This is a genomic window from Halococcus saccharolyticus DSM 5350 (genome assembly GCF_000336915.1).
GTDB classification, from domain to species: Archaea; Halobacteriota; Halobacteria; order Halobacteriales; family Halococcaceae; genus Halococcus; species Halococcus saccharolyticus.
Genome location: NZ_AOMD01000002.1, coordinates 12,733 through 38,282, shown reverse-complemented (window position 1 = coordinate 38,282; position 25,550 = coordinate 12,733). Strand labels below are relative to the sequence as shown.

Below are 25,550 nucleotides of genomic sequence, written 5' to 3'. Positions count from 1 at the left end.
TGCCGTTGACCCGCCCTCGTGACGCTATCGATCGTTTGAAGCGCTCCCATCGCCTCGGCGATCACGTGTCATAACACGCTATTTTTCTAGTCTATGACTAGAAAAACCGAAGTTGTCGGCGGACGCGGTGATAGCTACCGATGGGAATCCGCGAAACACCACCGGAAGATCTCGCCGAGCGCGAACTGTTCGCCGAATTCGTCGAACTCCTCGACGAGTCGGCCGAGTCGGGGGCGGGATACAGTGAAGCTCGGCTCCGCGCCCGACGCGCGGATCTCCTCGCGGAGATCGGCGACCGGCTGGAGGCGCTCGAAGCCGCGAAATCGCTCATCGGCGGCGTCGGACCCGAATCCGAACCAGCGCCGCGACACGAACCCGAGGTCAACTGAGCGCAGCGATCGTACACCGGTGTAGTGGTCGGTGACGGGGCACGCTCGCCTCGGGAGCGACGACAGCTCTCTCCGATAGCACAGAGTACCGTGCTGTACGATCTGGTGTCCTTTTGTCCGCCGGCGATCGATCGTCGGTCACGGAGCGACGCCGGACGACACGCCCGCGGCGGGCGTGGATGACCTCGGTGGTCAAAAGCCTCGCAGCCGCCGGTTTCGCTCACGGCAAACCGTCGATCGACCGACGGTCCGGTCCGAGCGCGACCGCCACTCGCGGGCATGGCCCGGCCGGCGTCCCGTCTCGCTACCGATGATCACGACGCTACTTCTGCTACTCTGGTGGTATCGACGACGAACTGCCTGTGACCGCGACGACCACGAGAGCGATGGGCCGCCCGCCGTTCGATAGCGGCCATCGTTTCGACGTTCTCGACTCCTCGACTCATCACCGATAGCTCTCGCTGAAATGGAAACGACCCACCGATACGCTCGAACGGACGTCGATCGTCAACCGACGTCCCTGACAGGTTGGATCGCTATCGAACTCGTCTCGAAGCACCGATCGCGGTGTGTGGGCTGAGATGGCTCGCAAAGACATGCGGCTGGTCGAGATCATCACGATGTCCGAGAGCACCCGCGAGACGGTGCTCGACGTGCTCGATGCGAACGATCTCGACTACACGGTCTCCGATCACACCGACGATCCCGACACGTCGGCGACGATCTCGTTCCCGCTGCCGTCTCACACCGTCGAACCCATCCAAAACGAGCTCGCGGAGCTCGATCTTGGTGCGGACATGTACACGGTCGTGGTCGAGCCCGAAACGATCACCTCGGACCGGCTCGGCGAGTCCGACGACCTCTACGAGCAGGTCGAGGGGCTCGGCCACCAGGGGATCTCTCGGAGCGAACTCCACTCGAAGGCGGCGGATCTCATCCCCGATCTCGTGATCTATTCGCTGATGACCGCGATCAGCGCGGTGGTCGCCACCGCGGGGGTGATGCTCGAATCGACCGCCGTGTTGGTGGGGTCGATGGTGATCGCGCCGCTGATCGGCCCGCCGATGGCGACCAGCGTGGCGACGGTCATCGACGATCAGAAGCTCTTCGCCCGGAGCCTGAAGTTCCAGGCGATCGGCGGGCTGGTGGCGATCACCAGCGCGGTCGGCTTTGCCCTGCTGATCCGTTCGACCCAGTTCATTCCGACGGGATTGAACGTCGATCAGGTGCTCCAGCTCAGCAACCACACCGCACCGAGCTTCCTGCTGGTGGTGATCGCGCTGAGCGCGGGCTTTGCGGGCGCGATCAGCCTCTCGACCAGCGCGACCATCGGACTCGTGGGGGTGATGATCGCCGCCGCCGTGATCCCGCCGCTCGGCGTCGTTGGCGTCGGGATCGCGTGGGGGCGACCGACCGCCGTTCTCGGCTCCGGCGCGGTCGTGCTCCTCAACATCCTCTCGATCAACCTCGCCGCGATCATCTGTCTGTGGTATCTCGGATACCACCCACAGAGCTGGTCTGAGCTCCGGAAAGCCCGGAGCACGATGCTCCGGCGGGTGATCGTGCTCGCGACCTTGGTGATCGTGCTCGCGACCTTCCTCGCCCATCTCGCGACCGGCACGCTCGATGGCCTCGCCGGAATGCTCCTGCAACCATGACTGACGACACTGTATCTGACGAGACCGACGACAGCGACGGCAACGAATCGACCGACGCCGAACCAAGCGACGGCAACGAACCGATCGGCATTGAAACCGAACCGACCGACGAACCGCCCGCCGAGACCGACGGCGTCCTCGGAGCCATCGTGCCGGCACTCCGGCCGGTGGTGGCGTTCGTCGTGCGGTTCGTCTGGATCGTCGGCCGGCTGCTGGTCGCCGGCGGCCGGATCGCGACCGCGTATCTCACCGACCGCGAACGCCGGATCGGCGCACGGCGGTGGCTCCTGCTCGAAGGCAACCGCTGGGCGATCGTCGGCGGTCTCGTGGCGAGCGTGTTCGTCGTGGCGCTGATCGGCGGCCTCACCGATGTCGTCGGGATCGCCAAGGCGGGGTTCGTCACGAGTCTGTTCGGTGGGATCATCTCGGGGCTGTTCTCGTTCGTGCCGATAGTGGTCGCGGTCAACCAGCTCACGATCTCCGAACTGTTCGGCACGCCCAATCGGCTGCGCGAGCGCATCGAGAGTGTCCGGGCGTTCCGGGGGACGATCGAGGAACGCCTCCCCGACGTGGCCGTGAGTCCGACCGATCCGGGTGCCTTCCTCGCGGTCGCCGCCCGGGTGCTGTCGCGTCGGGCAGCGTCGCTTCGCGAAGCGAGCACCGAAAGCGGCGATACGGCACTCCGCGATCGTATCGAGACGTACGCCGACGACGTCACCGAACAGACCGAGCGGCTCAAAGCGCAAACCGGCGACGAGAACCGACCGCTCATCGAGGTCCTGCTGCCGATGATGGGCGACGGCTACGCCGAGAACATCAACGCCGCACGGCGCATCCAGGCCGAGACTGCCGAGGCCCTCACCGCGCACGCGGACGAACTGCTCGACGATCTCCGCGAGCTGTACGTCGGGCTGTCGATCATCCGGCAGTACTACAAGGCGCTGTACATCCAACAGGAGCTCGCGCGGCTCTCGCGGCTCATCGTCTACTCCGGGCTCGGTGCGTTCCTCGTCTCGGCGTTCCTGATTCTGATCTTCGCCGACGGTGCGCCGCCAGGCGGTCACGGTCCCGGGATGGTGGTGTTCGTGAGCGCCGCGCTCGCGCTCGCGTTCGCCCCGTTCGCCGTGTTGTTCTCCTTCATTCTCCGGATCGCCACCATCGCGAAACGCACGGCGTCGCCCGGTGCGTTCACGCCCCGCGGCGAGACGCCGGACTATCGCCAGGAGGAGTGGTGATTCGGGGTGCAGCAATGACGCACGACGACTCGACCACACCGGAACGGACGCGCCGCTGCTCCAGACGGGACGTGCTCGCGCTCGCAGGAAGCGTGGTTACAGTCGGTCTCGCGGGCTGTCTGACGAGTAGCCCGACCGCGACCCACGGCTGGCAGCGCGTCGACTCGCCGACCGGAAAGGCACTCCGCGACGTGGTGCTTGCGGCGGACGGTCCGGTCGCAGCCGGCGAGAGCGGCCGTGTGCTCGCCCGAACCGACGACGACTGGGAGATCGTCGTCGAGAGCGGACCAGGTGGAGCGAGCAACGGTCTCACCGGCGCGGCCGTCACGAACGACAGCGAGCGCGTATGGATGTGCGGCGACAGCGGTGCGGCGGGATTTTACGACGTCGCGGACGACGAACTGACCGACCGCTCGGCCCCGAAGGAGAAAACGAGTTCGTGGGAAGACGTCGCGGTCGTCGGCCAGGCCGGCGGCGAGCGCATCTCCCTTATAAATGGCTCCGGCGAACTCCTCGTCGGCCGCAACCAGCAGGGGACTATCCAGTGGGGCGAGGTCACGAAACCCACCGACGGCGACAGCGTCAACGCCATCGCCACGCGGGGAGCGGCTGGCTATCTCTGTGACACCACTGGCAACGTCTCCCGGAAGCGATCCGACGGCGGGTGGCGCTCGATCGGGATCGACGACGTGAGCACGAGTCTCCACGACGTCGCGACCCTCGATCCCGACACCGTTACTGTCGTCGCCGACGACGGCTCGATCTTCCTCTACAACGGGTTCAACTGGATCTCGGTCGCGTCGGTCGAGAACGCGCTCCACGCGGTCGACCGGCGGGACGGCCGCGGAACCGCCGTCGGTCCAGGCGGGACGGTCGTCACCGTCGACGGCAACGAATGGTCGGTGGCCGACACCTCCGTGTCGAAGACGCTCCACGGCGTCGCGCTCGGCACGGTCGAGTATTCGGACGTCGCCGTGGGTGCCGACGGGACGATCCTCGAGAACTTCCAGTGATGGCGACGGCCGAACCGATTGAACCGCGCGGTCGCCGCGGTCCGATCGCGAATCGACGCGATAGAACAGATAATCTCACAAAGGGAATGATTTATTACATCGAAGAATATACGGAAGCATGCACGCCCACCTGGGGTGACGCGTCCGGGAACCGGATGCGGATGAGCTCCGGGGTGACGGCCAGCAGTTCCTACGGCGATCCGGAGCCGCTTCGAGCGGCTTCGGCTCGTTTTTGTCGACCGATTTCGCCGAGCCACGGGCGTGTCTCGGTCCAGCCTCTCGCAGCCTCGGTCCAACCGCTGCGAACACCGATCCGACACTGCGGCGACTTGCGACTCATCGAATCATAGACTCGATCATGTCAGTCACTGCTTCGTTTGCCGACGCGATCCGCCTCGTCGCCAGCATGACGTGGGAGACGTGGTGGGCGCTCGTGCTCGGGTTCACCCTCTCGGGGGTGGTCGAGGTGTTCGTGAGCGAACAGCGGATGACCGAGGTGCTCGGCGATGACGGCTGGCGCGAGGTCGCGCTCGGCTCGGCGTTCGGGGCGGCCTCGTCGAGCTGTTCGTACTCCGCGGTCGGGACGAGCAAATCGTTGTTCAAGAAGGGCGCGTCGGGCGTCGCGAGCCTCGGAGCCTTCCTGTTCGCGAGCACCGACCTCGTGATCGAGCTCGGGCTCGTGATGTGGGTGCTGCTCGGCTGGGAGTTCGTGGTCGGCGAGTATCTCGGCGGCGTGATCGCGATTTGCGTGCTCGCCCTCATTTTCCGCAACGTCGTCCCCCAGAGTTGGTTCGACGCCGCGCGCGAGCACCTCCACGACGTCGAGGAGACGAACTGTGATGCCTGTGGGATGGAGGCCGACCCGACCGACGAGGAGACGATCGCCGCCGAAACCACCGGCGGAACGAAGTACTTCTGCTGTGGCGGGTGTCGGCGCGCCTACGAGAGCCAGCACGGTGAGACGAGTAGTACAGGGGAGGTCGCGTGGGCCGACAAACTGCTCACCGTCGACGGCTGGGACGCCGCCTGCAAGAAGACGGTGAAAGACTGGGAGATGCTTTGGGAGGACATCGCGCTCGGGTTCGTCCTCGCGGGGTTGATCGGTGCGTTCGTCCCCGAGGCGTGGTGGGCGGCGCTGTTCGGCGTCGAGACTGGCCTTCAGTCCGTCGTGTTCGACACGGTGATCGCGGTCGTCATCGGCGTGGTGACGTTCATGTGCTCGGTCGGCAACGTGCCGTTCGCGCTCGTGCTCTGGACCAACGGCCTCCCGTTCGGCAGCGTGCTGGCGTTCATCTACGCCGATCTCATCATCCCGCCGCTGGTGCGGACCTACCGGCGATACTACGGCATCCGGATGGCGGCCGTGCTGTTCGGCTCGCTGTTCGTCGCGGCGGTCGTCGCGGGCGTAGCCGCCCACTACCTCCTCGGTGGGCTTGGCATTGTGCCGCCACGGACAGAAGTCGGCGGCACGCTCTCGGGTGGGTACACCACGACGTTGAACCTCGTGCTCACGCCGGTGTTCCTCGCTCAGGTGTACGTCACCTACGGTCCCGAACGGATGGAGGCAGCGATTCGGGAACTGCCTCAGGCGGCGTGGCGCGGGTGCGAAACAGTCCTCGACGCGACCGACCTTCTCGTGCAGACGGCCGCCGCGTTTCTCGCCGACCTCGGCGACGCGGGCCGAACGCTCGGAACGGGCGTACGATCGGTCGGCGCGGGGATCGTAACCATCGGCGGCGCGTTCCGGATGGTCCTCGGGGCCGTGCGCGCCGCCTGCTCGAAACTCTACACGGAGGGTCGAAACCTTCGATAAGACGACCCTGCCGACCGACCTGAACCGGATGTATCGAACATCGATCACCCACTTCTCGACACACGACGATGACGAACGACACCGACTATCCATCGCTTGCACAGCTCCGCGAAACCGTCCACGACGCGATCGAGCGCCTCAAAACCGCGTTCGAACAGACCGACTGATCAGCCGGACATCCCCGACGACCTCACGGCCTCGAACGGTACTCCAATCATCCCGACCGATTCTCACAGCATGCTCTCTCACTCCCGTCCGAACCACCGATGACGAGCGACAGTACCACCGCACCCCGGAACGCCGCCGGCGTTTTCGAGGGAAGCGTGGCCAGCGACGCTGCGGCGTCGGTGACGGTCGTCGCATTCAACGTCGCGCTCTACACTGCGGTCCGGTACGCTCCCGAATATCTTCGGCTGCTCGGCAACGGACCGGTCGTCATCGGTCTGTTTGGGAGCATCGCGACCCTGCTCGCGGTGGCCGTCCCCCGTCTCGGCTTCGTGGCCGATCGGCTGAGATCGAGTGCGGCCCCCGTCGTCGGGGCGCTCGCCTCGCTCGGGATGGTCTGCTGGTTGGCCGCGCCGCAGCTCGGCCCGACCGACGGTGTGCGCACTGTGGCGCTGGTGTTCGTTGGCCTCGCGTTGATCGAGTCGTGGCAGGCCGTCGGGCCGGAGACCGCCGCCGCGATCGGCGTGGTTCCACAGCGGATCCGCGACCGCGTCCCGCAGGTGATTCGCCACGCACGGACGCCACGGTACGTCGCGCTGCTCGCCGGCCTGCCGGTCGTGGTCGGCCTTCTGACCCTGATCTCGCCAGCGATCACGGCGCTCCAGGTCGTGCTCGGGCTCGCAGCCGCGATCGGGGTGACGACGACCGTTCTCCTCGCGGTGCTCGACGAGGACGAGATACCGGCTGCGAGTGCAGACTTGGTAACAGGGAGCGCTCGCTCCAACGATGCGACCGACGACGAGACGGCGGCTGACGGCTGGATCACCACCCCCGACGAGCCGATCCGATCCACGCTCGATTCGCTGCGCTCGTTGCCGCGATCGGTGAGACAGCCCCTCTTCGGCGACGCGCTCGTGGAGTTCGCGGTCGGGATGGTCTCGGTGTTCCTCGTCATCACCGTGACGAGCGTGCTCCGGATCGACGTCACGCTGCTCGGCCAGCGGCTCCGGCCCGACGCGTTCTTCGGGGTGTGTCTGGTCGCCGAGATGGGCGTCGCGCTCATCGCAACCGAACCGCTGACGCGGCTCGCCAACCGAATCGGCCGCGAGCGCGTCGTCGCCGGCACCCTTCTCGTCGCGGCGCTGTTCCCGATCACGCTGGTCAGCGCGCCCGCGAACGCGGCCATCGTCGCCGGCCTGTTCGCGGCGTTCGGGCTGTATCGCGCAGGCCTCCCGACCCGCCATGCGTTCGTCGATGGGATCATGACGGGAGATGACACTACGACGGAGACTGACGACGCGAACGACATCTCGGACGATCGTCGCGGGTATCGAACGGCACGGGCCGCGTTGCGCGTTCCGAGCGCTCTCGTCGGCGGCGTGCTGTACGCCGTGAGCCCGACCCTCGCGTTCGGACTCGCAGCAGTCGTCGGTGCGGTTGGCGTCCGCGAGTTCCTCGTGGGCACGACACGTCTCGGCGGCGATCCCCTCGACGCCGGATAACGAGCGTTCAGCATGGCAGGACCACCCACCGGACGAGCAGTCGACGACCGCGAGAAACTCCGCGGTGCGCTCAGGTGGGTCACCACCGTCGATCACGAGGACATCGGCCTGCTGTACCTCGTTTTCGGAACCGGAGCCGGTCTGCTCGGTGGACTCGACGCAATGTTGCTCAGAACTGGGCTCCTCACTCCCCCAGCCGACGTCTGGAGCCCCGAGACCTACAACGAGCTGTTCACGACCCACGGCCTGACGATGCTCTTTCTCTTCGCGACGCCGGTTGCGTTTGGGCTCGCGAACTACGTGGTGCCGTCGCTGATCGGCGCGGATGACATGGCGTTCCCGCGGGTGAACGCGACCGCGTTCTGGCTGCTCCCGGCGGCGTTCGTCCTCATGCGTGCCGGTATCTTTGCGGACTTGCTCGGCGTTCCCGGGATGAACCCTCCGGCGACCGGCTGGACACTCTATCCGCCGCTGTCGAGGCGCGCTCCGAACGTCGATCTCGACCTCGTGTTGCTCGGACTCCATCTGAGCGGCGTCAGCACGCTCCTGAGTGCTGGTAACTTCGTCGTGACGATCGTCGCCGAGCGCGCCGAAGCGGTCGGGTGGCATCGGTTGGACGTTTTCTCGTGGACGGTACTCGCCACGAGCGGACTCGTGCTGTTCGCGTTTCCGGTGCTCGGGAGCGCGGTCGTCATGCTCCTCCTCGATCGCAATCTCGGGACGACCTTCTTCGCGGTCGAAGCGGGCGGCCCGCTGCTCTGGCAGCACCTGTTCTGGTTCTTCGGCCATCCCGAAGTCTATATCCTCGTGCTGCCGCCGATGGGATTACTCAGCCATATCATCCCGAAGTTCGCGGGCCGCGAGCTGTTCGGTTTCCAGTTCGTGGTCTACTCGACGCTGGCGATCGGGGTGCTCGCCTTCGGCGTCTGGGCTCACCATATGTTCACGACCGGGATCGATCCCCGGATTCGGGCGAGCTTCATGGCGGTCTCGCTCGCGATCGCGCTGCCGAGCGCGGTCAAGACGTTCAACTGGATCGCCACGATGTGGGGCGGCAGGGTTCGGCTGACCGCACCGATGTTGTTCTGCGTCGGCGCGATCGGGAACTTCGTCGTCGGCGGCGTCACCGGCGTGTTCCTCGCTTCCATCCCGGTGGACCTGCTGTATCACGGCACGTACTACGTCGTCGGTCACTTTCACTTCGTGCTCGTCGGGACGGTGGTGTTCGCGCTGTTCGCGGCGTCGTACTACTGGTTCCCGCTCTTCACTGGGCGGCTGTTCGATCCCGGACTCGCTCGCGCACATTTCTGGCTGACGGCGATCGGGGTCGTGATCGCCTTCCTCGCCATGCTGGTCGTCGGGATGGGGGGGCTGCCGCGCCGGATGGCGACCTACCCCGCGCAGTTCGCCACCGTCCAACAGCTCGCCACCCTCGGGGCCTACCTGATCGGGCTCGCCCAACTGCTCTGGCTCTGGAACGTGCTGGTCTCGTGGCACTCTGGACAGATCGTCGAGACTGCTGACGTCTGGGATCTGAAGGAAAGCGGGGCGTTCACCCGGGAGTGGCAGCGGTTCGAGCGACGTCTGGAGCGGGCCGGTTCTCACGACGGTTCAGCGGCGACATCGGCGGACGACGAGCGTGCGTAGCGGTGATTCACCGCGTTCGGTAGCCAGGCCGACCACCGGGTTCGAGTCCCGGCCGCGGCGTCGACGGCTCGCGCCGTCGTGATTGCCATGTCCGTGTACGACACCACTAACGACACCGGCGAACCGACTCCCGACCTCCCGGACGAACCACAGCCACTCGCGGACCTGACGGGGTTCCAGCGCGACGTGCTGTTCGTCGTCGTCAGCCTCGATGGGACGAATCCGAATGGCGTGGAGATCAAGCGTGAGCTCCGTGAGGCGTACGACGAGGAGATCAACCACGGTCGGCTCTACCAGAACCTCCGTGAACTCGTCGAGGAGGGCCTGGTCGAGAAGCGTCCGGTCGACGGCCGGACGAACGCCTACCGTGCGAGCGCGGCGGCGCGGGAGTACCTCGAAGCCCACGCCGCGTGGAGCGAGTGGTGTCTCCTCGACGGTCCCGGCGAGGCAGCCTGACTGGTGAACGAACCATGAGCAGTAATCACACCGACTCGAGTACGGAAGAGGGAACGGATGTGGGTGTGGAGTCGAGCGAATCGCCCGACATCACGTGCGACGACGGTCTACTGGCCGACCTGAACGACCTGCTTGCCGGCAACCTCGAAGCCACCGTCGGCGAGCGCGACACGGAGAACTTCTACGAGTTGTACGTCCTTCCCGATCCCGACCCCGAGAGCCAGGTCCACCTCGTCATGCTGCTCTCGACCGAGGGCGAACTGTTTCACGCCGCGACGTTCGACGTCGACGACCTCGAAACGACTACGGCCCACGCGCAGCTCCTCGACCGATGATCGCCGGACTGCTCGGAGCGGTGGTGAACCTCGTCGTCGGCATCATCGTTGGCGGGCTCACGATCTACGTCGGCGTCCCGCTGGGGGCAGGCGGGGCGACGCCCACTGTGGAAGCGTCGTTCGCCACCGCGGCGGTCGGCGCGGTGCTCGCCGTCGTCGTCGCGCTACTGCTCGGCTGGGTCCCCCTTCTCGGGGCGGTCCTGCCGGCCGCGGCGTGGGTCGGCGTCGTCGGTCATCGGACCGACGCACGGCCCCCGACGGCAGTCGGTGTCGGCATCGTCGCGTGGGCGATCGCACTCGTGATGACGAACGGACTCTCCGTCCTCCTTCTCGGTGGGTACCAGTGACGCCGGCGGTACCGCTCGTCAGAGTTACACCGACCACTGCACAGTATGACCGAAACGACGAATCACCGGGACCGAGCCGAGTGGCGAGCGATCGATTCACCGACCGACAAGACGCTTCTCGGCGTCGTCGAAACCGTCCGCGGCCCGTACGCGGTCGGCGAGGACGGGGTGGTTCTCGCGCGCGACGAGACGGGATGGACGACGGTGATCGGGGCCGGGCCGGCGACCGATCGCAACCGGCTCACCTGCGTCGCGGTCACGCCAGACCGCGAACGGTGTTGGTTCGCTGGCGACAGCGGCGCGCTCGGGATGTACGACACCACGTCGGGGCGGAAGTACGACTACACCGCCCCGATGGAGAAAACGAGCACCTGGGAGGCGATCGCGGTCGCCGGCACGCCGGACGACGAGCGTCTCTGCGTCGCGAACGGGTCGGGCGAGCTCCTCCCGATCGGGTTCGACGACCGCGGCTGTCCGCAGTACGGTGCGGTCACCGAACCCGGTGGTGGGTCGACGATCACGGCGCTCGCCGCCGACGCGAGCGCCTGCTATGCCGCCGATACCAGCGGCGGCGTTTTCGCAACTGCTGACGAGGAGTGGGTCCAGATCGGGGTCGACTGTGCGCAGGTCAACTTCCACGGCGTGTGCGCCACGGACGGGTCGCTGCTCGTCGGCGGTGGTGACGGTATGCTCTACCGCTACGACCGTGCGTGCGGGAACTGGACGCCACTCTCGGTCGGCGAGGCGGCGGTTTACGCGATCGCCACCGACGAACACGCTGCAGGTGACGATGACGGAGTGCGCGCGGTCGCGGTCGGCGAGAGTGGAGCGATCATCGAACGAACGCCCGACCGAGGCTGGCACGGCGTCGACTCCCCGACTGATGCCGATCTCTGGGGGATCGCGCTCGGAGCCACCGATGTCGCGGTCGGCGAGGACGGAACGATACTCGAACACGAAACACGACATATGCACGAACGAACCACTCCCAGACGGTCCGAGAACGACGATGCACGATCGAACGGCGGCCGACCACCAGTTTCGGAGGCAACCGATGAGTGAGGACGTCGCGCTGAACCTCCTCCAGCTGGTGGCGCTGACGATCCCGCCGATCGCGGTCCTGATCCAGATGCTCCGACGCTCGGAGAACCTCGGATGGCGGATGCGGAAGTGGAGCTTCGGGCTGGCGATCACGAGCGTCGTCGCGTTCATCGGGGCCGGGATCAGCGTGTTGGTGTACTTCATCCGGTATGCGAACGTCCCGTCGCTTCTCGGGGCTGGACTGGGGTTGGCCGTGCTCGGACTGGTCCCTTTCGCCCTGTTCACGGGGATCCTCTACCAGGAGCACAAGGAAGAGTTCGGTCCGTAGCATCCGCCTCGCCGGCAACGAGAACGCGCCAGGAACACCCGGAAACACACGGTGACGCCACCGCCCGCCGAGTTTTCAGTACCATCGATGCTACGTCCTCTTCGAGCGCGGTATCGAGACGCGAAGCGCTCGACACATCTCTTGTTGACGGTCGGTAAGGGGGGATCGGCTGCGCGGGCCGTCGATTGGCTGATCGCGGGGCTCATCGTCTGTAACGTCGTTGCCGTCGTTTTCGGCACGGTCGATCCGCTGTTCACCCGCTACCAGGCTGTTTTCTATACCTTCGAACTCCTCTCGGTCGCGGTGTTCACCGCCGAGTACGTCCTCCGAGTCTGGTCAGCGACGGCGGCCGAGGAGTACGATCATCCGGTTTTCGGCCGCCTGCGATTCATGACGCGGCCAGCGGTCGTGATCGACCTGCTCGCCGTTGCGCCGTTCTATCTCGGCACGGTCGTGTTCGCCTCGGATCTCCGGGTGCTCCGCGCGCTCAGGCTCTTTCGGTTCCTCCGGCTGTTCAAGCTCGCGCGGTACTCTCAGTCGGTTGCACGGTTCAAGCGGGTGGCGAAGCGGAAAACCGGCGATCTGACCGTCGCGATCGCCGGAACGAGTCTCCTCCTCACGCTGGCGTCGAGCCTGATGTACTTCGTCGAGCACGACGCCCAGCCCGAGGCGTTTTCGAGCATTCCGGCGGCGCTGTGGTGGGGCGTCGTGACCCTCACGACGGTCGGCTACGGCGACGTCTATCCGGTGACACCGCTCGGAAAACTCCTCGGCGCGACGGTCGCAGTGCTCGGCACTGGTCTGGTCGCGCTCCCCGCCAGCATCCTCGCCTCGGGATTCATCGCGGACGACGCCGATCCTGATCGGTGTCCCCACTGCGGTCGCGAACTCGATTGAGTTCACTTAGAGTCATCCAGGACGACGAACTCATCTCGCCGACCGCGATGGCGGACGCCTACTGCCACCTCGTCGAGCAGGTTCGGTGCGGCTGGACGTTCGAACTCGACCTCCGCGCGTCCGGCGATCGGATGCGGATTGAGGATCGCTGTGGTCGAACGAACCGTCGAATCGCAGGGTGTCCCGAACTGATTACCCGGGGTCGCCAAACCCGCGTGCATCATGAGCCAGGCGACATTCGAACTCTACGTGGACAGCGCGGGCGAGTGGCGATGGCGGCTCCGCCACCTGAACACCGAGATCATCGCCGACGGCGGCGAGGGCTACAGCTCGAAACGGGCGGCACGGAACGGCATTCGGAGCGTCAAACGGAACGCCGGTGAAGCATCGGTCGAAACGCACGATTGAACCGTCGATCGACCACCGCCGACGTGTGATCGTCACGATCCATTTTTCCTCAGATTCTTGGTATCTTAAGCCGTCTCCGCGGGTATCATAGACTATGCGTCACCGAATCGACGTCGACGGAATGACGTGTACGGGATGTGAAGCGATCATCGAAGACAAGGTCGGTGCGGTCGGCGACGTCACGGACGTGACGGCCGATCACGAGGCGGGCGTGGTCGCGTTCGCCACGCCGCGCCCGACGACCGGGAGCTACATCGAGCAGGTCGTCGCCGACCTCGGATACGAGGTGACCGATCACACGGCCGACTGATCGTCGGTGACTGCGGCCACACGCCGTGAGCTTTCGATCACTGAGTACGGAATGCGAGCACTGTCACGAGAGCTCAGTCGTCAGTCACCGCCGGCACCGACGCCGGAGCGCGCCGCGATCGCCTTCCACTTCCCGGTCCAAAACCGGAACAGGTTGACGCCCGCACGGAGGTAGAGGTCCGCGAGCATCGCGACGTAGACAGCACCGAGGCCGAGGCCGAGACCGGGCGCGAACGACACACCAGCGACCGTGAGCGTGAGCGTCGTCGGGAGCGCGAGCGCCGCGATCGGCAGCCGCACTAAGGTACCGAGCAGCGTCCCGTAGAGTGGCCAGCGGGTGTCGCCCGCGCCACGCAGCCCGCCCCGCATCGTCCGCGAGACGCTGAACGCGATCACGCCGAGCCCGAACACCCGGATGAACGCGACCGTCAACCCGGGCGTATCGGTCGCGAACAGCAGCGCGATCGGGCGCGCAAACAGCACGAGCACGCCTGCGATCAGGAGCTGTGTCGGCAGGGCGATCCGGAGGGTCTGCCAGGCGTAGTCGTCGGCTTCGTCCGCGTCGCCCGCGCCGACGTGCTGACCCACGAGCGTGCTCGACGCGGTGGAGTACCCCCAGGCCGGCATCATCGCGAGCAGCATGACCCGCCGCGCGATCGCGTACGCGGCGACTACCCCTGTGCCGAGGCTCGCGAGGACAAACAGGAACGGGAAGCGACCGAACGTCCGGATCAGCTGGAGGCCCGCGAGCGGGTAGCCGACCCGGATCAGTTCCCGAGCGATGTCGGTCGACCACTGCGTGCCACCGAGCCGGAGTCGAACGGAGTACCGGCCGGAGGTGAGCAGCACGAAGAAGATCACACCCGCGAGGGTGTTCGCGATCGTCGTACCCCACGCCGCGCCAGCGACGCCAAGCGCGGGGAACACACCGATTCCGAAGATGAGGACGGCGTTCAGGACGATGTTGACCGGGATCGTGAGTAGGCGGACGTACATCGGGGTCCGCGTGTCGCCCGCGCCCTGGAGCGCCCGCGCGGCGATCATGCTCCAGAACCGGAACGAAACCGAGAGCATCACGATCCGGAGGTACGTGCCACCGAGCGCGATCGTCTGAGGGGCGTCGGTGAGCAGTCCGATCATCGCCTCGGCCTCGAACCACGTCACGAGCGTGAGCGGAATCGTGATCGAAAGCGCGAGCCAGAGCGACTGTTTGATCGCGAGGTCCGCTTGCGCGTCCTCGCCGGCTCCGACGAACCGCGAGACGATACTGATCGTTCCGCTCGACAGTCCGAGCGCGAGCCCGAAGCCGATGAAGTAGTACTGAAAGCCGAGTTCGAGTCCGGCGACCGCCGCGCTTCCGAGTGCGAGACTCACCATGAAGAAGTCCGTGACCCGGAGCAGCGTCCGAAAGCCCCCCGAGACCATCACCGGGACAGCGAGATCGAACGCTTCGGTCCCCTTATCGCGGTCGACGAGGCCGAGCCGCGCCAGCAACGCGGGGAAGCGGAGCACGGCAGCGTACAGCCGATCCCGTAGCGCTCCGAGCATTTCGATAGGATGACTCCTCGGCGTGGCTAACTGTCCAGTCAGTATGAACGCTACGGAACCCCACGTCCCGCGCCGCTACGGGGGTCGACCCGACAATCGGCGTGGTGGCGCGCCGTCGACACAGGATCTTTATCGTGGTGGCGTGAACCAGTCCTCACGAATGGCCCAAGAGGAGCGCGAACAGCACATCGTCGTGACCGAGGACGGCAGGGCGCTCCCGACCGTCGAAATTCTCACAGGGCGTGGATTTATCACTGGGAAATCAGGAAGCGGGAAGTCGAACACCGCAAGCGTGATCACCGAACAACTGCTCACCGACGGGTTCAATCTCCTGATCGTCGACACCGAGGGCGAGTACTACGGCCTGAAAGAACGATTCGAGGTGCTGCACGTCGGTGCCGACGAGTTCTGTGACGTCGAAGTCGCCCCCGACGACGCGGAGTCGATCGCCGAGGCCGCCCTCGTCGAGAACGTGCCCGTGATCCTCGACGTGTCGGGCTACTTCGACGGTGAGGAGGCCGAGACGCTGATCCACGACGTCGTCGCCCACCTGTTCAGAAAGGAAAAGCGCGAGCGCAAGCCGTTCTTGCTCCTGATCGAGGAGATGCAGGAGTATCTCCCTCAGTCCGGCGGCGGGACCGATCTCGCGAAGCTCCTGAAACGGATCGGCAAGCGCGGCCGGAAGCGCGGGTTCGGGATCTGCGGGATGTCACAGCGCCCATCGTCGGTCGACAAGGACTTCATTACCCAGTGCGATTGGCTGGTCTGGCACCGGCTGACGTGGAAGAACGACGTCTCGATCGCGGGCGACGTGCTCGGCTCGGAACGCGCCGACTTGATCCAGGACTTCGACGCGGGCGAGGGGTTCTTGCTGACGGACTGGGACGATTCGGTGGATCGTGTCCAGTTCCGACGAAAAGCCACACACGATGCCGGTGCGACTCCGGGTCTCGACTCGTACGACTCGTCGGCTGGCAACGGCGCAGCCGACGCGCTCCTCACCGAGGAGTCGCCGCTCGACACTGGCTCCGAGACGGCACACGTCGATTCGGATCACGATGCCCCGAGCTGTGCCGACTCGGACTGGGGCACTGGATCGACGGCAGACGAGCAGATGACGGTGACGTCGAACCCCGATCTTGACGAGGCGGTGGCCGACGCCACAGCACCCGATTCCGACGGCGGACGAGCACTCGACAGCATGGACTCGACAGAACTCGAAGCCGCGGTCGAGCGCGAGCAACAGCGAAATCGCGCGCTCGAAAACGAGGTCGCCGAGCTTCGGGCCAGCCAGAATGAGCACCCCGCGGCCGGCGACACCAGTACCGATTCCACCAGCACGGACGCGGGATCGCGGGCCAGGCGCGTGATCGACATCCCGAACGACATCGTGTCGTCGCCGCGCCAGCGCCCGACGCCGCCGACCCCACCGGCCACCGCCGAGGACCGCACCGGTGTCGGCGGAGTCGTCGCCGAAGTCGGCGATCTCTCGTTGTTCCTGCTTCGTTCGCTCGGCTATCGTCTTCGGCTGGGTTCGTACCTGCTCCGCCGGCGACTCGCCGGCGACGATCGTTGAGGACGTGATTTGCTGCCGCGGTGAACGTCTCACTCGCCGTCCGGACTATCGATAGCGTCGCGCCGTTAGCCGACGACTTCCCGCCAGTGGCGCAGCGCCCAGTAGCCGAGCCCACTACCGATGAGCGCCGCCGCGAAGAAGTAGAGGATGGTCTGTGAGACGAACACTGCAGCCGGGTTTCGGAGAGTGTAGAGGAGTCCTTCGACACCGAGCGAGACGAGCACGAAGACGATCGCGGCCACGATCGCAGCCGTCGTGATGATCGACGTTCCCGCAGCATCCTGCGTTTCGAGGAGGATGATGACGCCGACGAACGCGACGGCAGCGATCGTCAGATACCACGCGATCCGGGAGGAACTCCCCCGCAGATCACCGTTGAGAAGGGCGAGCAAACCGACGAAGCTCGCAGTGAGGAACAGGGTTGCGACGGCCACGACGACCGATACCCGGACGAAGAACTCCCGGCGGGAGTCGGTTGCGGACATTCGATCGGGAGGTGGCGCGATCGAATACTAAGGGTTGGGGTCCCGGGCTACCCGATCAGGTGGATGAGAACGAACAGACTCCCGATCGAGGCGACCGTCGTGACGAAGACGTTGAGCGATGCGAACCCCTCGTCGCCACCGAGTTCGGTGGTGTAGACGAACGTCGAGACCGAGGTCGGCGTCCCGAACATCACGACGCCCGCTGTCAGCGCCGCGGGATCGACGGCGAGCGTCGAGAAGACGACCCACGCGAGCGCCGCCGTGGCGAAGAGCACGACCAACAGCCCCGCGAGCAGCGCCGGTGAGAGGAGGTCGCCGACCGACTGATCCGTACGTCGCGGTGAAGATCAGCGCCGGGAGCGCGACGTAGTACGCGAGCGCGTTCAATCGGCCGGTTCGACCATCATCGAGAACCCCGACCGCGCGCAGCCCGGTCCCGGCCAACACCACGGCGAGCATCGCCAGCAATCGAGCCAGAACTGCCACTACTGGTGCAAACCGTCGAGGGATCTTTCACGGTTCGGATTCACCGCAGTGGAAAGTCAGGTTCGACGCCCTGATGTTCGATTGTCGTCGCTATTCGGCGTCGGATTTCAGTTTAAAGAGGAACTTCATATCGCCAGCGAACACCGATTCGCCGTCCTGATTGGTCATCTCGCTATCGATCACGACTAGGCCGGCGTCGTCCCGGCTGTCGAGGTCGCGTTTCTCGGTCACTTCGAAGTCGGCACTCACGGTGTCGCCGATAAACACTGGATTTGGAATATCCATGTAGTTCATCCCAAGGAAGGCCACGACTGTGCGCTCGACGATTCCCGTCCGCTGGAATAATCCTGTCGAGAGGATGAACGTCATCGGTCCCTGGGCGATCCGCGCGCCGAACGGGCCATCCTCGGAGTACTCCTTGTTGGTGTGGAGTTCGGTCCAGTCGCCGGTGAACATCGAGTGCATCGCAAAATCGGTCTCTGTTACTGTTCGCCCGGCGCTCTCGAAGGTCTGGCCCACGTCCAAGTCCTCGAAGTAGTGCGGTTCGTAGCTGTAGGGCATTCTACCGCATCGATCGCATGAGAGATACAAGAAACCACCTGTTCGTCCGTCACAGAAGCGACGGAAGTCGCCGATGCAGCTATCGGAGGAAGCCGAGTAGCTCGTAGTCGTGGTCCGGCACGTACCGCCGAAGTGCCGCTGGCACTTCGAGGTACACGCCTCCTCGAACTATCGCCAGCGGTACAGCAGGCGATAGTCCTCGTCCGGCGTGTACCGCCGGAACAAGAGGCTGTTCGACAGCACCGAGACCGACGAGAACGCCATCGCCGCGGCGGCGAGCGCGGGCTGGAGCAGACCGAGCGACGCGAGCGGGATCATCGCGGTGTTGTACCCGAGCGCCCAGAAGAGATTCTGCTTGATCTTCTGGAGCGTGCCGTCGCTGATGCGGATCGCTTTCACCACGTCAAGCGGATCGTCGCGCATCAGGGTGACGTCGGCGGCCTCGATCGCGACGTCGGTCCCCGAGCCGATCGCGGTTCCCACGTAGGCGGTCGCGAGCGCGGGGGCGTCGTTCACACCGTCACCGACCATCATCGCACGACTGCCCGCCGACTGGATCTCCTCGACTGCGGCGGCCTTGTCCTCGGGGAGCACCTCCGCACGCACGTTCGCGGGGTCGATGTCGACTTCCTCGGCGACCGCTTCGGCCGTCCGCTCGTTATCGCCGGTGATCATGTGGATCGCGAGGTCGCGGTCGTGGAGCGCCCCAACGGCCTCCTTCGCGCTCTCTTTCACCGTATCCGCGTCGGCCACGAGCCCGAGCAGCGCCCCCCCGCGTGCGACCAGCATCGCGGTCTTGCCCTCGGCCTCCAGCCGTTCGAGTTCGTCCTCGGCGGGTGCGGGATCGATGTCGCTGTCCCGTATGAGTTTGCGGTTGCCGACGAGCACCTCCTCGCCGTCAATTGTCGCGCGCACGCCCTGTCCCGGCACGTTCTCGAACTCGGTCGGGTCGGCGAGGTCGATGCCGTGCTCCTCGGCCCCGGCGACGATAGCCTGCGCGAGCGGGTGCTCGCTACCGGATTCGGCGCTCGCTGCGGTCCGGAGGACGGTTTCCTCGCCGATCTCGTCGTCGCTTTCGGATCGACCTTCGAACGCCTGCATCCCACCGTCGGCGACCGTTCCACTCCCGCCGTCGGTGGCGGTCCGAGTACCATCGAGCGGAACCACGTCGGTAAGTTCCATCTCGCCCGTCGTGAGCGTCCCCGTCTTGTCAAACACGACCGTATCGACGTCCTTCGCGCGTTCGAGGACATCACCACCCTTGAACAGGACGCCGTTTTTCGCACCGATCGAGGTCCCCACCATCGTCGCCGCCGGAGTTGCGAGCCCGAGCGCGCACGGACACGCGATCAGGACGGCGGAGGCGAACACGACCACCGCGAACTCGAACGCCGAGACCGTGCCGCCGGCGGCTGCCGGACCGCCCGCGACGAGCCCCAACAGCGGCAGCGTGTCGACGAATCCCGCGAGCGCTGCGGGGAACAGATACCAGACGAGTCCCCAGAGGAGCGCGTTCGCGATCACGATCGGCACGAAGTACGCCGAGATACGATCGGCGAGGTTCTGGATGTCGGGCTGGCGCGATTGGGCCTCCTTGACAGTTTGAACGATCTGCTGGAGCGCCGTGTCGGCACCGACCTTGGTGGCTTCGACCACCAGGACGCCGTTCTCGTTGATCGTCGATCCGACGACCTCGTCGCCCGCCTCCTTCTCGACGGGCACCGACTCGCCGGTGACCATCGACTCGTCGACCGCCGACTGGCCGTCGACTACGACGCCGTCGGTCGGGATCTGTTCGCCGGGACGGACCTTCATCCGATCACCGACGTCGACCTCTTCCAGCGGAACCTCCTCTTCGTTGCCATCCTCGTCCACGACAGTCGCGGTGTCGGCCTCCATTTCGAGGAGCTGCTGGAGTGCCTCGCCGGCCTGTCCCTTCGAGCGGGCTTCGAGGTAGTTCCCGAGCGTGATGAACACGAGGATCAACGCGGCGGTGTCAAAGTACAGACTTCCCGCGAGGAGCCCCAGGAGGACGACGACCGAGTAGAGATATGCGGTCGAAGAACCGAGCGCGATCAGCACGTCCATGTTCGCCGTCCGGTTCTTGACGAGCGCCGTGTAGGCGTTCCTGTAGAACGGTCGACCGAGCACGATTTGGACCGGGGTCGCGAGCAGGAACTCGACCCAGCCGAACTCCACACCGAAGATCGTCTCGGGGAGCGCCCCGCCGCCGAGCACGAGCTTCTCAACCATGAACGCGATCAGCGGGAGCGAGAGCACTGCGCCGAACAGCGTGAGTCGAAGCTGCCGGCGGATCTCCTCGCTGCGCGCGGCGTCGCGCTGGTCCTGTTCGGATTCTTCACTTCTGTCGTCGCGGACGGGCGAGTACCCCGCGTCCTCGATCGCGGCGTAGAGCTGCTCACGGTCGGTTGCGGCAGGGTTGTACTCGACGGTCGCTTCGTCGGTCGCGTAGTTGACTTCTGCCGAGAGCACGCCGGGAACGCCTTCGAGCGCCTCCTGATTGGTTTCGGCGCAGTTCGAACACGTCATGTCGGTGATTGCGATCGAGGTCGCAGTGCTGACCGCCTCGTAGCCGGCGGCGTCGATCGCAGCGTAGATGTCCGCGAGCGAGGTCGTTTCTGGATCGTATTCGACGGTGCCCTCGTCGGTTGCGTAGTTGATGGTCGCCGTTCCCACCCCGTCGAGGTCCTGCAGCGCCTCTGTTATCGTCTGCGAACAGTTCGCACAGCTCATCCCTAGAATATCGAGCTGGGTTCTTCGTTGACTCATTGTCTGTATCTACGGGATCCTCGTTCAATGCGGTTGTTCTTTCGACCGTCTGCATCGAGGCCCGCACAAACTTACGATCCGAAAGTGAAAATTGGAGATCAGCACCGATCGTAACGTGCCGGAGAGTAGATCAGCCGTCCGTAGCCGTGTCGCGGGTCGATCTCGACGGCCAGTCAGCGGTGATCGAAGACGCGCTTGACTTTCCCGACTTCGGTCCGCTCGATCTCGCCGGGTTCGACCACGTCGATTTCGTCGGGTGAGACGTCCAACTGCTCGCCGAGTCGGCCTTCGATCTCGGCCCGAAGCTCGTCCGCGCTCGCGTCGGCTTCGGCGTGGCGCTCGGCAGTCACGTCCATCGTGTCGAGCGATCCGTCGCGGCGGAGATCGAGCCGGTAGTGGGGTGCGATCCCGTCGATGTCGAGCATTACTTCCTCGATCTGGCTGGCGTAGACGTTGACACCTCGGACGATTAGGAGGTCGTCGGTCCGACCCGTGACGTTCCCCATCCGGACCGCGGTCCGCCCGCAATCACACTCGTCCTCGTAGAGTGTGGTGATGTCGCCGGTTCGGTAGCGGAAGACGGGGAGGGCTTCCTTCGTGAGCGAGGTCAACACCAGCTCGCCCTCCTCGTCCGGCGGGAGCGGTTCGCCGGTCGCGGGATCGACGATCTCGGGATAGAAGTGATCCTCCCAGACGTGGAGGCCCTCCTGGACCTCGGCGCACTCGACCGCGACGCCGGGACCGATGATCTCCGAAAGCCCGTAGATATCGATCGCGGTGACGTCCAGCGCCGTCTCGATCTCCTCGCGCATCGGGTCGGTGAACGGCTCCGCACCGATCACGACCGTCGAAACCGGCAGCTCGTGCGGGTCGACACCGCGGTCGGCGGCGAAATCAGCGAGATAGAGGCAGTACGATGGGGTGCAGGCGAGCGCGTCGCTTTCGAGGTCTTCGAGCATCGAAAGCTGACGGGCGGAGTCACCGCCACCCATCGGAATCACGGTCGCCCCCAACTCCTCGATCCCGTCGTGAAAGCCGAGCCCCCCAGTAAAGAGGCCGTAGCCGTAGGCGTTCTGAACCGTGTCACCCGGCTCGACGCCGGCGGTGGCGAGCGAGCGTGCCATTACGTCCGCCCATCGACCGAGGTCGCTCTCGGTGTACGCGACGATCTTCGGCTTGCCGGTCGTGCCAGAGGAGGCGTGGATCCGGCGGACCTCGCTGTCGTCGACCGCGAACAGCCCGTCGGGGTACTCCGTGCGGAAGTCCTCCTTCGTCGTCATCGGGAGCTTTTGGATATCTGCGATCCCCTCGATGTCGTCGGGAGCGACACCCGCGTCGTCCATCGCTTCACGATAGAACGGGACGTTCTCGTAGGCGTGGCGAACGGTCTCGACGAGTCGTTCGTCTTGGAGGGCGGTGAGTTCGTGCCGTGAGTCGGTACCCGTCGTTGCTTCGACCATGACGTTCAACCGTTGCTTCGATGGTTATAAAATCGTTCTGACTGAGTGTCAGAGCCACCCACGATCCGGTTTCCGTCCCCGATCTTCACTCGATGGGAACGGACTTCGACCCGTAGCGTACCACACCCTCCTGCTCGTAGATCCGGCGCACGGCAGCTCGAACTTCGTCGCCGACCGCCACCGCTTCGGGGTCGGCGTCGTCCCGTCCGGACCTGACTGCGGTGACGGCCGACCGGTCGGCGTACCCACCCGCCGCGTACGCGTTCTCGACGTGGGTGGTCGGGATACCGTGGAGACCGACGTGTTCGGTCACGGCTGGCGCGCTGAGACCGATCTGGCGGTCACCGACGCCGAGCGTGCCGAGGAACGCCTTGTCGATCCGATTCGGCTCGAACTCGCCGTCGACGCTGTCGGGCGCACGGTCGTCGGCGGTCGCGAACAGCGAGCGGTACGTTTCGTCGGGAAACGACTCGAACGGCGACTGGCCCGCGCCGACGAGATAGACGTCGCATATACCGCGATCACGACATCGTAGCTCCTAAACGATGCGACCGCTGATCGGCCGTACCGTATCGTTCCACCGCGACGCCGCACCGCCGACTACGATCCCGGCGAGCAGCCAGAACGCACTGTTGCCGACGGTCCAGGGGTACGACCACATCCACGACGAGTAGGCGTGATAGGCACACATTGCACAAGCCACTGCGACCCAGAGAACGCGTTCGTCACCGCTTGTGTCGAGCATGAGGCGAAGCGCGACCCAGAACACTGCTGCGATGGCGAGTAGGTAGAGCCCGAACCCAACGAACCCGGTTGCAGCGAGGTTCGCGAGGAGGGTGTTGTGGATGCCGAGGTCCGCCTGACCGACGTAGCGCTCCGAGACGAGTACAAAGTTCTCTCCGCCGAGTCCGAACAGCGGCTGGTCGAGTGCGATCCCGACCGCCGCGACGTACTGGTCGATCCGCACGGCGAGCGTGTCTGTCTCGAACACCAGTATGTTACCGTCGCCCGCACTCGACGCGAGAATGGCCAGAACACCGCGAACGAGGACGTACACGAACCCAACGACGGTGGCCGCCGCCGGCACTAGCGCGAGCGCCGAGTAGCGTCGTCGAATCCGGACGAACGCCACCCCGAGCAGGTAGGTGCCGAACACCGCACCGAGCAGCAGCAGCGTCGCCCAGCCGGCGTCGGTGTCGGCCACCCGGATCGAAAACACTGACGCGGCGACCGCGACGCCCGCCAGCCCGAGTTCGCCCCACGACCGCCGCAGCGCGACCGCGATCACCAGCGGAACGAACAGAAAGAGCACCATCGCCAACTCCCGACCGTGGCCGACAAATCCTCCGGCGTAGAAGCCGGTCGGGATCTCGACCGCGCCGAGCGTGAACGCACCGAGATATCGGTCGGGTGGCTCGCCGAGCAATGGGAAGCCGAGCCGACCACCGTTCGCGATCTGGGCGAGCGAGACGAGAAGGTTGCCGAGCGCGGCGATCACGAACGGGTAGATCGCACACCACGGGTTCGTCCGGCGGACGATCAGGGCGGCCACGACGAACACCACGAAATACCGGAGCTGTTCGATCGCGAACAATCCAGCGGCCAGCTCCGAAGGGCCGCTGCCGAAGAACGTGGCGAGAAACGACCAACCCACGAAGCCCGCGAACGCCGCCACTGCGACGCCACGAACGGTCGGTCGGAGCTGGGGACGCTCGGTAAGCCAGTCGTAGACGAGCACGAACCCCAGCGGGATCGCGACCACATCGACCGCCACGAGGTCGAGAGTGGCGATCCCCGGGCCGTCGATCACCGTCACTGCGATGTCGAACAGTCCGAGGACGAACACCGATGCGGCAACCCCCTCGAACGTCACGCCGGCCGCGAGGATGGTCGCGACGTAGAGGACAGCGGCGGCCCCGACGAGGACGGGTGTCGGGGCATCGCTCGCGAGTCCGACCACCGGCACCACGACCGCAAGGAGGGCGGTCAACAACGCGGCCGTCCACGCGTACGTCAATGCGTCGCTGTCGTCGGCGAGAACGGTGTCGTCGAGCGTGCCGAAGCGCTCGGTGGTGATCTCGCTCACGTCCGTTCTCTGACAAGCTACAACACAGCCCGACATACATGTGTCGGTTTTCGTGGTGTCAGCCGTCCCGGCCGACGACGAACGAGGCTGGGGCCGAGGCGGCGTCCAACGAGCGCGCAACCGAACTGCCTTTATCCGGTGCGCGACCCTCCTCTCGCATGCAGGAGTCGGTCGTTCTGGCGGTTGTCATCGGTATCCTCCAGGGGGTCTTCGAGTGGCTCCCCATCTCTAGCGAGGGAAACATCACGCTCTTTTTGAATCTCGTTGCGAACATCGAGCCGAGCGTCGCGATCCAGCTCTCGCTGTTCCTGCACGCGGGGACCGCGCTGTCGGCGCTCGCGTACTATCGCGACGAGGTCGCCTCGCTCGTTCGTACGCTTCCATCGTGGCGACCCGAGCGCGCGTTCGACCGCGAACGCTCGGAGCTCACCTTTCTCGTGGTTGCCACGTTCATGACCGGGATCGTCGGCATCCCGTCGTTGGTGCTGCTGGAGCAGTTCGTGAGCGAACTCGCCGGCGGCGTGTTCGTCGCACTGATCGGCGCGCTGTTGATCGTCACTGGACTCGTCCAGCGGGGGGTCGAGGGGCGGGGCGGCCGGCGGGACACACCCGATCTCGTGGACGCAGTGCTGGTTGGCGGACTTCAGGGACTTGCGATCCTCCCCGGCATCTCACGATCGGGAACGACCGCGAGCGCGCTGCTCCTCCGGGGCCACGACGGCCCGTCGTCGTTCCAACTTTCCTTCCTCCTCTCGATCCCGGCGTCGATCGGTGGCGGCCTGCTCCCGCTGCTCGACAGTGGCATCCCCGCAATCCCGCCGGCGATGGCGGCGATCGCGCTCGCCACGAGTGCGATCGTGGGCTATCTGACGATCGATGCGCTGATGCGGGTCGTCGAACGGGTCGCGTTCTGGGGCATCTGTGTCGGACTCGGGAGCCTCGCGGTGCTCGGTGGCGCGCTCGTGTACGTCGTCGTCTGATCGAGTGCGCTCGACCGGTCCGCCACTGTCAAACG

The 25,550-nt window shown here is 65.6% G+C and carries 21 protein-coding genes and 4 pseudogenes; 17 read left to right on the top strand and 8 right to left on the bottom strand.

The genetic code is table 11. The annotated features are described in order from the left end of the window. Positions 1–140: 140 nt before the first annotated feature. The 15 genes and pseudogenes from C449_RS00280 (at position 141) to C449_RS00205 (ending at position 13,544) form a co-directional block, all read left to right on the top strand. Entirely contained in the window at positions 141–389 is a 249-nt protein-coding gene (locus C449_RS00280; protein ID WP_006075851.1) for a hypothetical protein, read from the top strand. A gap of 581 nt (positions 390–970) precedes the next feature. Then, positions 971–2,047 (top strand): TIGR00341 family protein, encoded by a 1,077-nt coding sequence (locus C449_RS00275; protein ID WP_006075850.1) that lies wholly within the window; start codon positions 971–973, stop codon positions 2,045–2,047. After that, positions 2,044–3,282, top strand: coding sequence for a hypothetical protein (locus C449_RS00270; protein WP_006075849.1), 1,239 nt, complete (start codon positions 2,044–2,046; stop codon positions 3,280–3,282). The genes C449_RS00275 and C449_RS00270 overlap by 4 nt, the downstream gene beginning before the upstream one ends. A gap of 14 nt (positions 3,283–3,296) precedes the next feature. Continuing rightward, positions 3,297–4,295: a hypothetical protein gene (locus C449_RS00265; RefSeq protein WP_006075848.1), complete on the top strand. Its 999-nt coding sequence runs from the start codon at positions 3,297–3,299 to the stop codon at positions 4,293–4,295. A gap of 358 nt (positions 4,296–4,653) precedes the next feature. After that, the gene (locus tag C449_RS00260; protein ID WP_006075847.1) at positions 4,654–6,108 is read left to right on the top strand and encodes a permease; all 1,455 of its coding nucleotides are present in this window, start codon (positions 4,654–4,656) and stop codon (positions 6,106–6,108) included. Positions 6,109–6,374: 266 nt separating this feature from the next. After that, complete coding sequence (locus C449_RS00255; protein WP_006075846.1) at positions 6,375–7,775, top strand: hypothetical protein; 1,401 nt, start codon at positions 6,375–6,377, stop codon at positions 7,773–7,775. Positions 7,776–7,787: 12 nt separating this feature from the next. Further along, a complete protein-coding gene (locus C449_RS00250; protein ID WP_006075845.1) occupies positions 7,788–9,422 on the top strand; it encodes a cbb3-type cytochrome c oxidase subunit I in 1,635 nt (544 codons plus the stop codon). 87 nt (positions 9,423–9,509) lie between these two features. Next, positions 9,510–9,878: a PadR family transcriptional regulator gene (locus tag C449_RS00245; protein WP_006075844.1), complete on the top strand. Its 369-nt coding sequence runs from the start codon at positions 9,510–9,512 to the stop codon at positions 9,876–9,878. A gap of 14 nt (positions 9,879–9,892) precedes the next feature. Beyond that, the gene (locus C449_RS00240; protein WP_006075843.1) at positions 9,893–10,213 is read left to right on the top strand and encodes a hypothetical protein; all 321 of its coding nucleotides are present in this window, start codon (positions 9,893–9,895) and stop codon (positions 10,211–10,213) included. Continuing rightward, complete coding sequence (locus tag C449_RS00235) at positions 10,210–10,560, top strand: hypothetical protein (RefSeq protein WP_006075842.1); 351 nt, start codon at positions 10,210–10,212, stop codon at positions 10,558–10,560. The genes C449_RS00240 and C449_RS00235 overlap by 4 nt, the downstream gene beginning before the upstream one ends. Before the next feature lie 45 nt (positions 10,561–10,605). Then, positions 10,606–11,622 (top strand): hypothetical protein, encoded by a 1,017-nt coding sequence (locus C449_RS00230; RefSeq protein ID WP_006075841.1) that lies wholly within the window; start codon positions 10,606–10,608, stop codon positions 11,620–11,622. Next, positions 11,615–11,929: a hypothetical protein gene (locus tag C449_RS00225; protein WP_006075840.1), complete on the top strand. Its 315-nt coding sequence runs from the start codon at positions 11,615–11,617 to the stop codon at positions 11,927–11,929. Before C449_RS00230 ends, C449_RS00225 begins: the two co-directional genes overlap by 8 nt. A gap of 144 nt (positions 11,930–12,073) precedes the next feature. Continuing rightward, complete coding sequence (locus C449_RS00220) at positions 12,074–12,826, top strand: ion transporter (RefSeq protein ID WP_006075839.1); 753 nt, start codon at positions 12,074–12,076, stop codon at positions 12,824–12,826. Between the two features lie 225 nt (positions 12,827–13,051). Next, positions 13,052–13,234, top strand: a pseudogene (locus C449_RS00210) (HVO_2922 family protein); the annotation flags it as partial. 94 nt (positions 13,235–13,328) lie between these two features. Further along, a complete protein-coding gene (locus C449_RS00205; protein ID WP_006075834.1) occupies positions 13,329–13,544 on the top strand; it encodes a heavy-metal-associated domain-containing protein in 216 nt (71 codons plus the stop codon). Positions 13,545–13,624: 80 nt separating this feature from the next. Here the strand turns inward: C449_RS00205 and C449_RS00200 are convergent, their stop codons facing one another. Then, positions 13,625–15,091, bottom strand: coding sequence for an MATE family efflux transporter (locus C449_RS00200; RefSeq protein ID WP_006075833.1), 1,467 nt, complete (start codon positions 15,089–15,091; stop codon positions 13,625–13,627). A gap of 250 nt (positions 15,092–15,341) precedes the next feature. On the opposite strand from C449_RS00200, the pseudogene C449_RS00195 reads away from it, so the two are divergent. Further along, positions 15,342–16,667, top strand: a pseudogene (locus C449_RS00195) (helicase HerA domain-containing protein); the annotation flags it as partial. Positions 16,668–16,732: 65 nt separating this feature from the next. Here the strand turns inward: C449_RS00195 and C449_RS00190 are convergent. The 7 genes and pseudogenes from C449_RS00190 to C449_RS00155 form a co-directional block, all read right to left on the bottom strand. Continuing rightward, the gene (locus tag C449_RS00190; protein WP_006075830.1) at positions 16,733–17,152 is read right to left on the bottom strand and encodes a hypothetical protein; all 420 of its coding nucleotides are present in this window, start codon (positions 17,150–17,152) and stop codon (positions 16,733–16,735) included. A gap of 47 nt (positions 17,153–17,199) precedes the next feature. Beyond that, positions 17,200–17,638, bottom strand: a pseudogene (locus C449_RS18945) (AEC family transporter). A 90-nt stretch (positions 17,639–17,728) separates the two neighbouring features. Continuing rightward, complete coding sequence (locus C449_RS00180; RefSeq protein WP_006075828.1) at positions 17,729–18,199, bottom strand: MaoC/PaaZ C-terminal domain-containing protein; 471 nt, start codon at positions 18,197–18,199, stop codon at positions 17,729–17,731. Positions 18,200–18,367: 168 nt separating this feature from the next. Continuing rightward, a complete protein-coding gene (locus C449_RS00175; protein WP_006075827.1) occupies positions 18,368–20,989 on the bottom strand; it encodes a heavy metal translocating P-type ATPase in 2,622 nt (873 codons plus the stop codon). Between the two features lie 173 nt (positions 20,990–21,162). After that, complete coding sequence (gene paaK, locus C449_RS00170) at positions 21,163–22,449, bottom strand: phenylacetate--CoA ligase PaaK (protein WP_006075825.1); 1,287 nt, start codon at positions 22,447–22,449, stop codon at positions 21,163–21,165. Between the two features lie 160 nt (positions 22,450–22,609). Beyond that, positions 22,610–22,963 (bottom strand): annotated as a pseudogene (locus C449_RS17310) (3-ketoacyl-CoA thiolase); the annotation flags it as partial. A 24-nt stretch (positions 22,964–22,987) separates the two neighbouring features. After that, on the bottom strand, positions 22,988–24,535 hold the full coding sequence (locus C449_RS00155) for an O-antigen ligase family protein (RefSeq protein WP_006075822.1): 1,548 nt from the start codon (positions 24,533–24,535) through the stop codon (positions 22,988–22,990). 158 nt (positions 24,536–24,693) lie between these two features. Here C449_RS00155 and C449_RS00150 point away from each other — a divergent pair, with 158 nt between their 5' ends. Beyond that, positions 24,694–25,515: an undecaprenyl-diphosphate phosphatase gene (locus C449_RS00150; protein WP_006075820.1), complete on the top strand. Its 822-nt coding sequence runs from the start codon at positions 24,694–24,696 to the stop codon at positions 25,513–25,515. Positions 25,516–25,550 lie beyond the last annotated feature (35 nt).

Excerpts from the sequence above, each read along its gene's own strand:
- C449_RS00235 (WP_006075842.1), top strand. The coding sequence starts at position 10,210 with ATGATCGCCGGACTGCTCGGAGCGGTGGTGAACCTCGTCGTCGGCATC.
- C449_RS00250 (WP_006075845.1), top strand. The coding sequence starts at position 7,788 with ATGGCAGGACCACCCACCGGACGAGCAGTCGACGACCGCGAGAAACTC.
- C449_RS00245 (WP_006075844.1), top strand. The coding sequence starts at position 9,510 with ATGTCCGTGTACGACACCACTAACGACACCGGCGAACCGACTCCCGAC.
- paaK (WP_006075825.1), bottom strand. The coding sequence starts at position 22,449 with ATGGTCGAAGCAACGACGGGTACCGACTCACGGCACGAACTCACCGCC.
- C449_RS00255 (WP_006075846.1), top strand. The coding sequence starts at position 6,375 with ATGACGAGCGACAGTACCACCGCACCCCGGAACGCCGCCGGCGTTTTC.
- C449_RS00180 (WP_006075828.1), bottom strand. The coding sequence starts at position 18,199 with ATGCCCTACAGCTACGAACCGCACTACTTCGAGGACTTGGACGTGGGC.
- C449_RS00205 (WP_006075834.1), top strand. The coding sequence starts at position 13,329 with ATGCGTCACCGAATCGACGTCGACGGAATGACGTGTACGGGATGTGAA.
- C449_RS00190 (WP_006075830.1), bottom strand. The coding sequence starts at position 17,152 with ATGTCCGCAACCGACTCCCGCCGGGAGTTCTTCGTCCGGGTATCGGTC.
- C449_RS00260 (WP_006075847.1), top strand. The coding sequence starts at position 4,654 with ATGTCAGTCACTGCTTCGTTTGCCGACGCGATCCGCCTCGTCGCCAGC.
- C449_RS00175 (WP_006075827.1), bottom strand. The coding sequence starts at position 20,989 with ATGAGTCAACGAAGAACCCAGCTCGATATTCTAGGGATGAGCTGTGCG.
- C449_RS00240 (WP_006075843.1), top strand. The coding sequence starts at position 9,893 with ATGAGCAGTAATCACACCGACTCGAGTACGGAAGAGGGAACGGATGTG.
- C449_RS00230 (WP_006075841.1), top strand. The coding sequence starts at position 10,606 with ATGACCGAAACGACGAATCACCGGGACCGAGCCGAGTGGCGAGCGATC.
- C449_RS00265 (WP_006075848.1), top strand. The coding sequence starts at position 3,297 with ATGACGCACGACGACTCGACCACACCGGAACGGACGCGCCGCTGCTCC.
- C449_RS00150 (WP_006075820.1), top strand. The coding sequence starts at position 24,694 with ATGCAGGAGTCGGTCGTTCTGGCGGTTGTCATCGGTATCCTCCAGGGG.
- C449_RS00200 (WP_006075833.1), bottom strand. The coding sequence starts at position 15,091 with ATGCTCGGAGCGCTACGGGATCGGCTGTACGCTGCCGTGCTCCGCTTC.
- C449_RS00270 (WP_006075849.1), top strand. The coding sequence starts at position 2,044 with ATGACTGACGACACTGTATCTGACGAGACCGACGACAGCGACGGCAAC.
- C449_RS00280 (WP_006075851.1), top strand. The coding sequence starts at position 141 with ATGGGAATCCGCGAAACACCACCGGAAGATCTCGCCGAGCGCGAACTG.
- C449_RS00275 (WP_006075850.1), top strand. The coding sequence starts at position 971 with ATGGCTCGCAAAGACATGCGGCTGGTCGAGATCATCACGATGTCCGAG.
- C449_RS00225 (WP_006075840.1), top strand. The coding sequence starts at position 11,615 with ATGAGTGAGGACGTCGCGCTGAACCTCCTCCAGCTGGTGGCGCTGACG.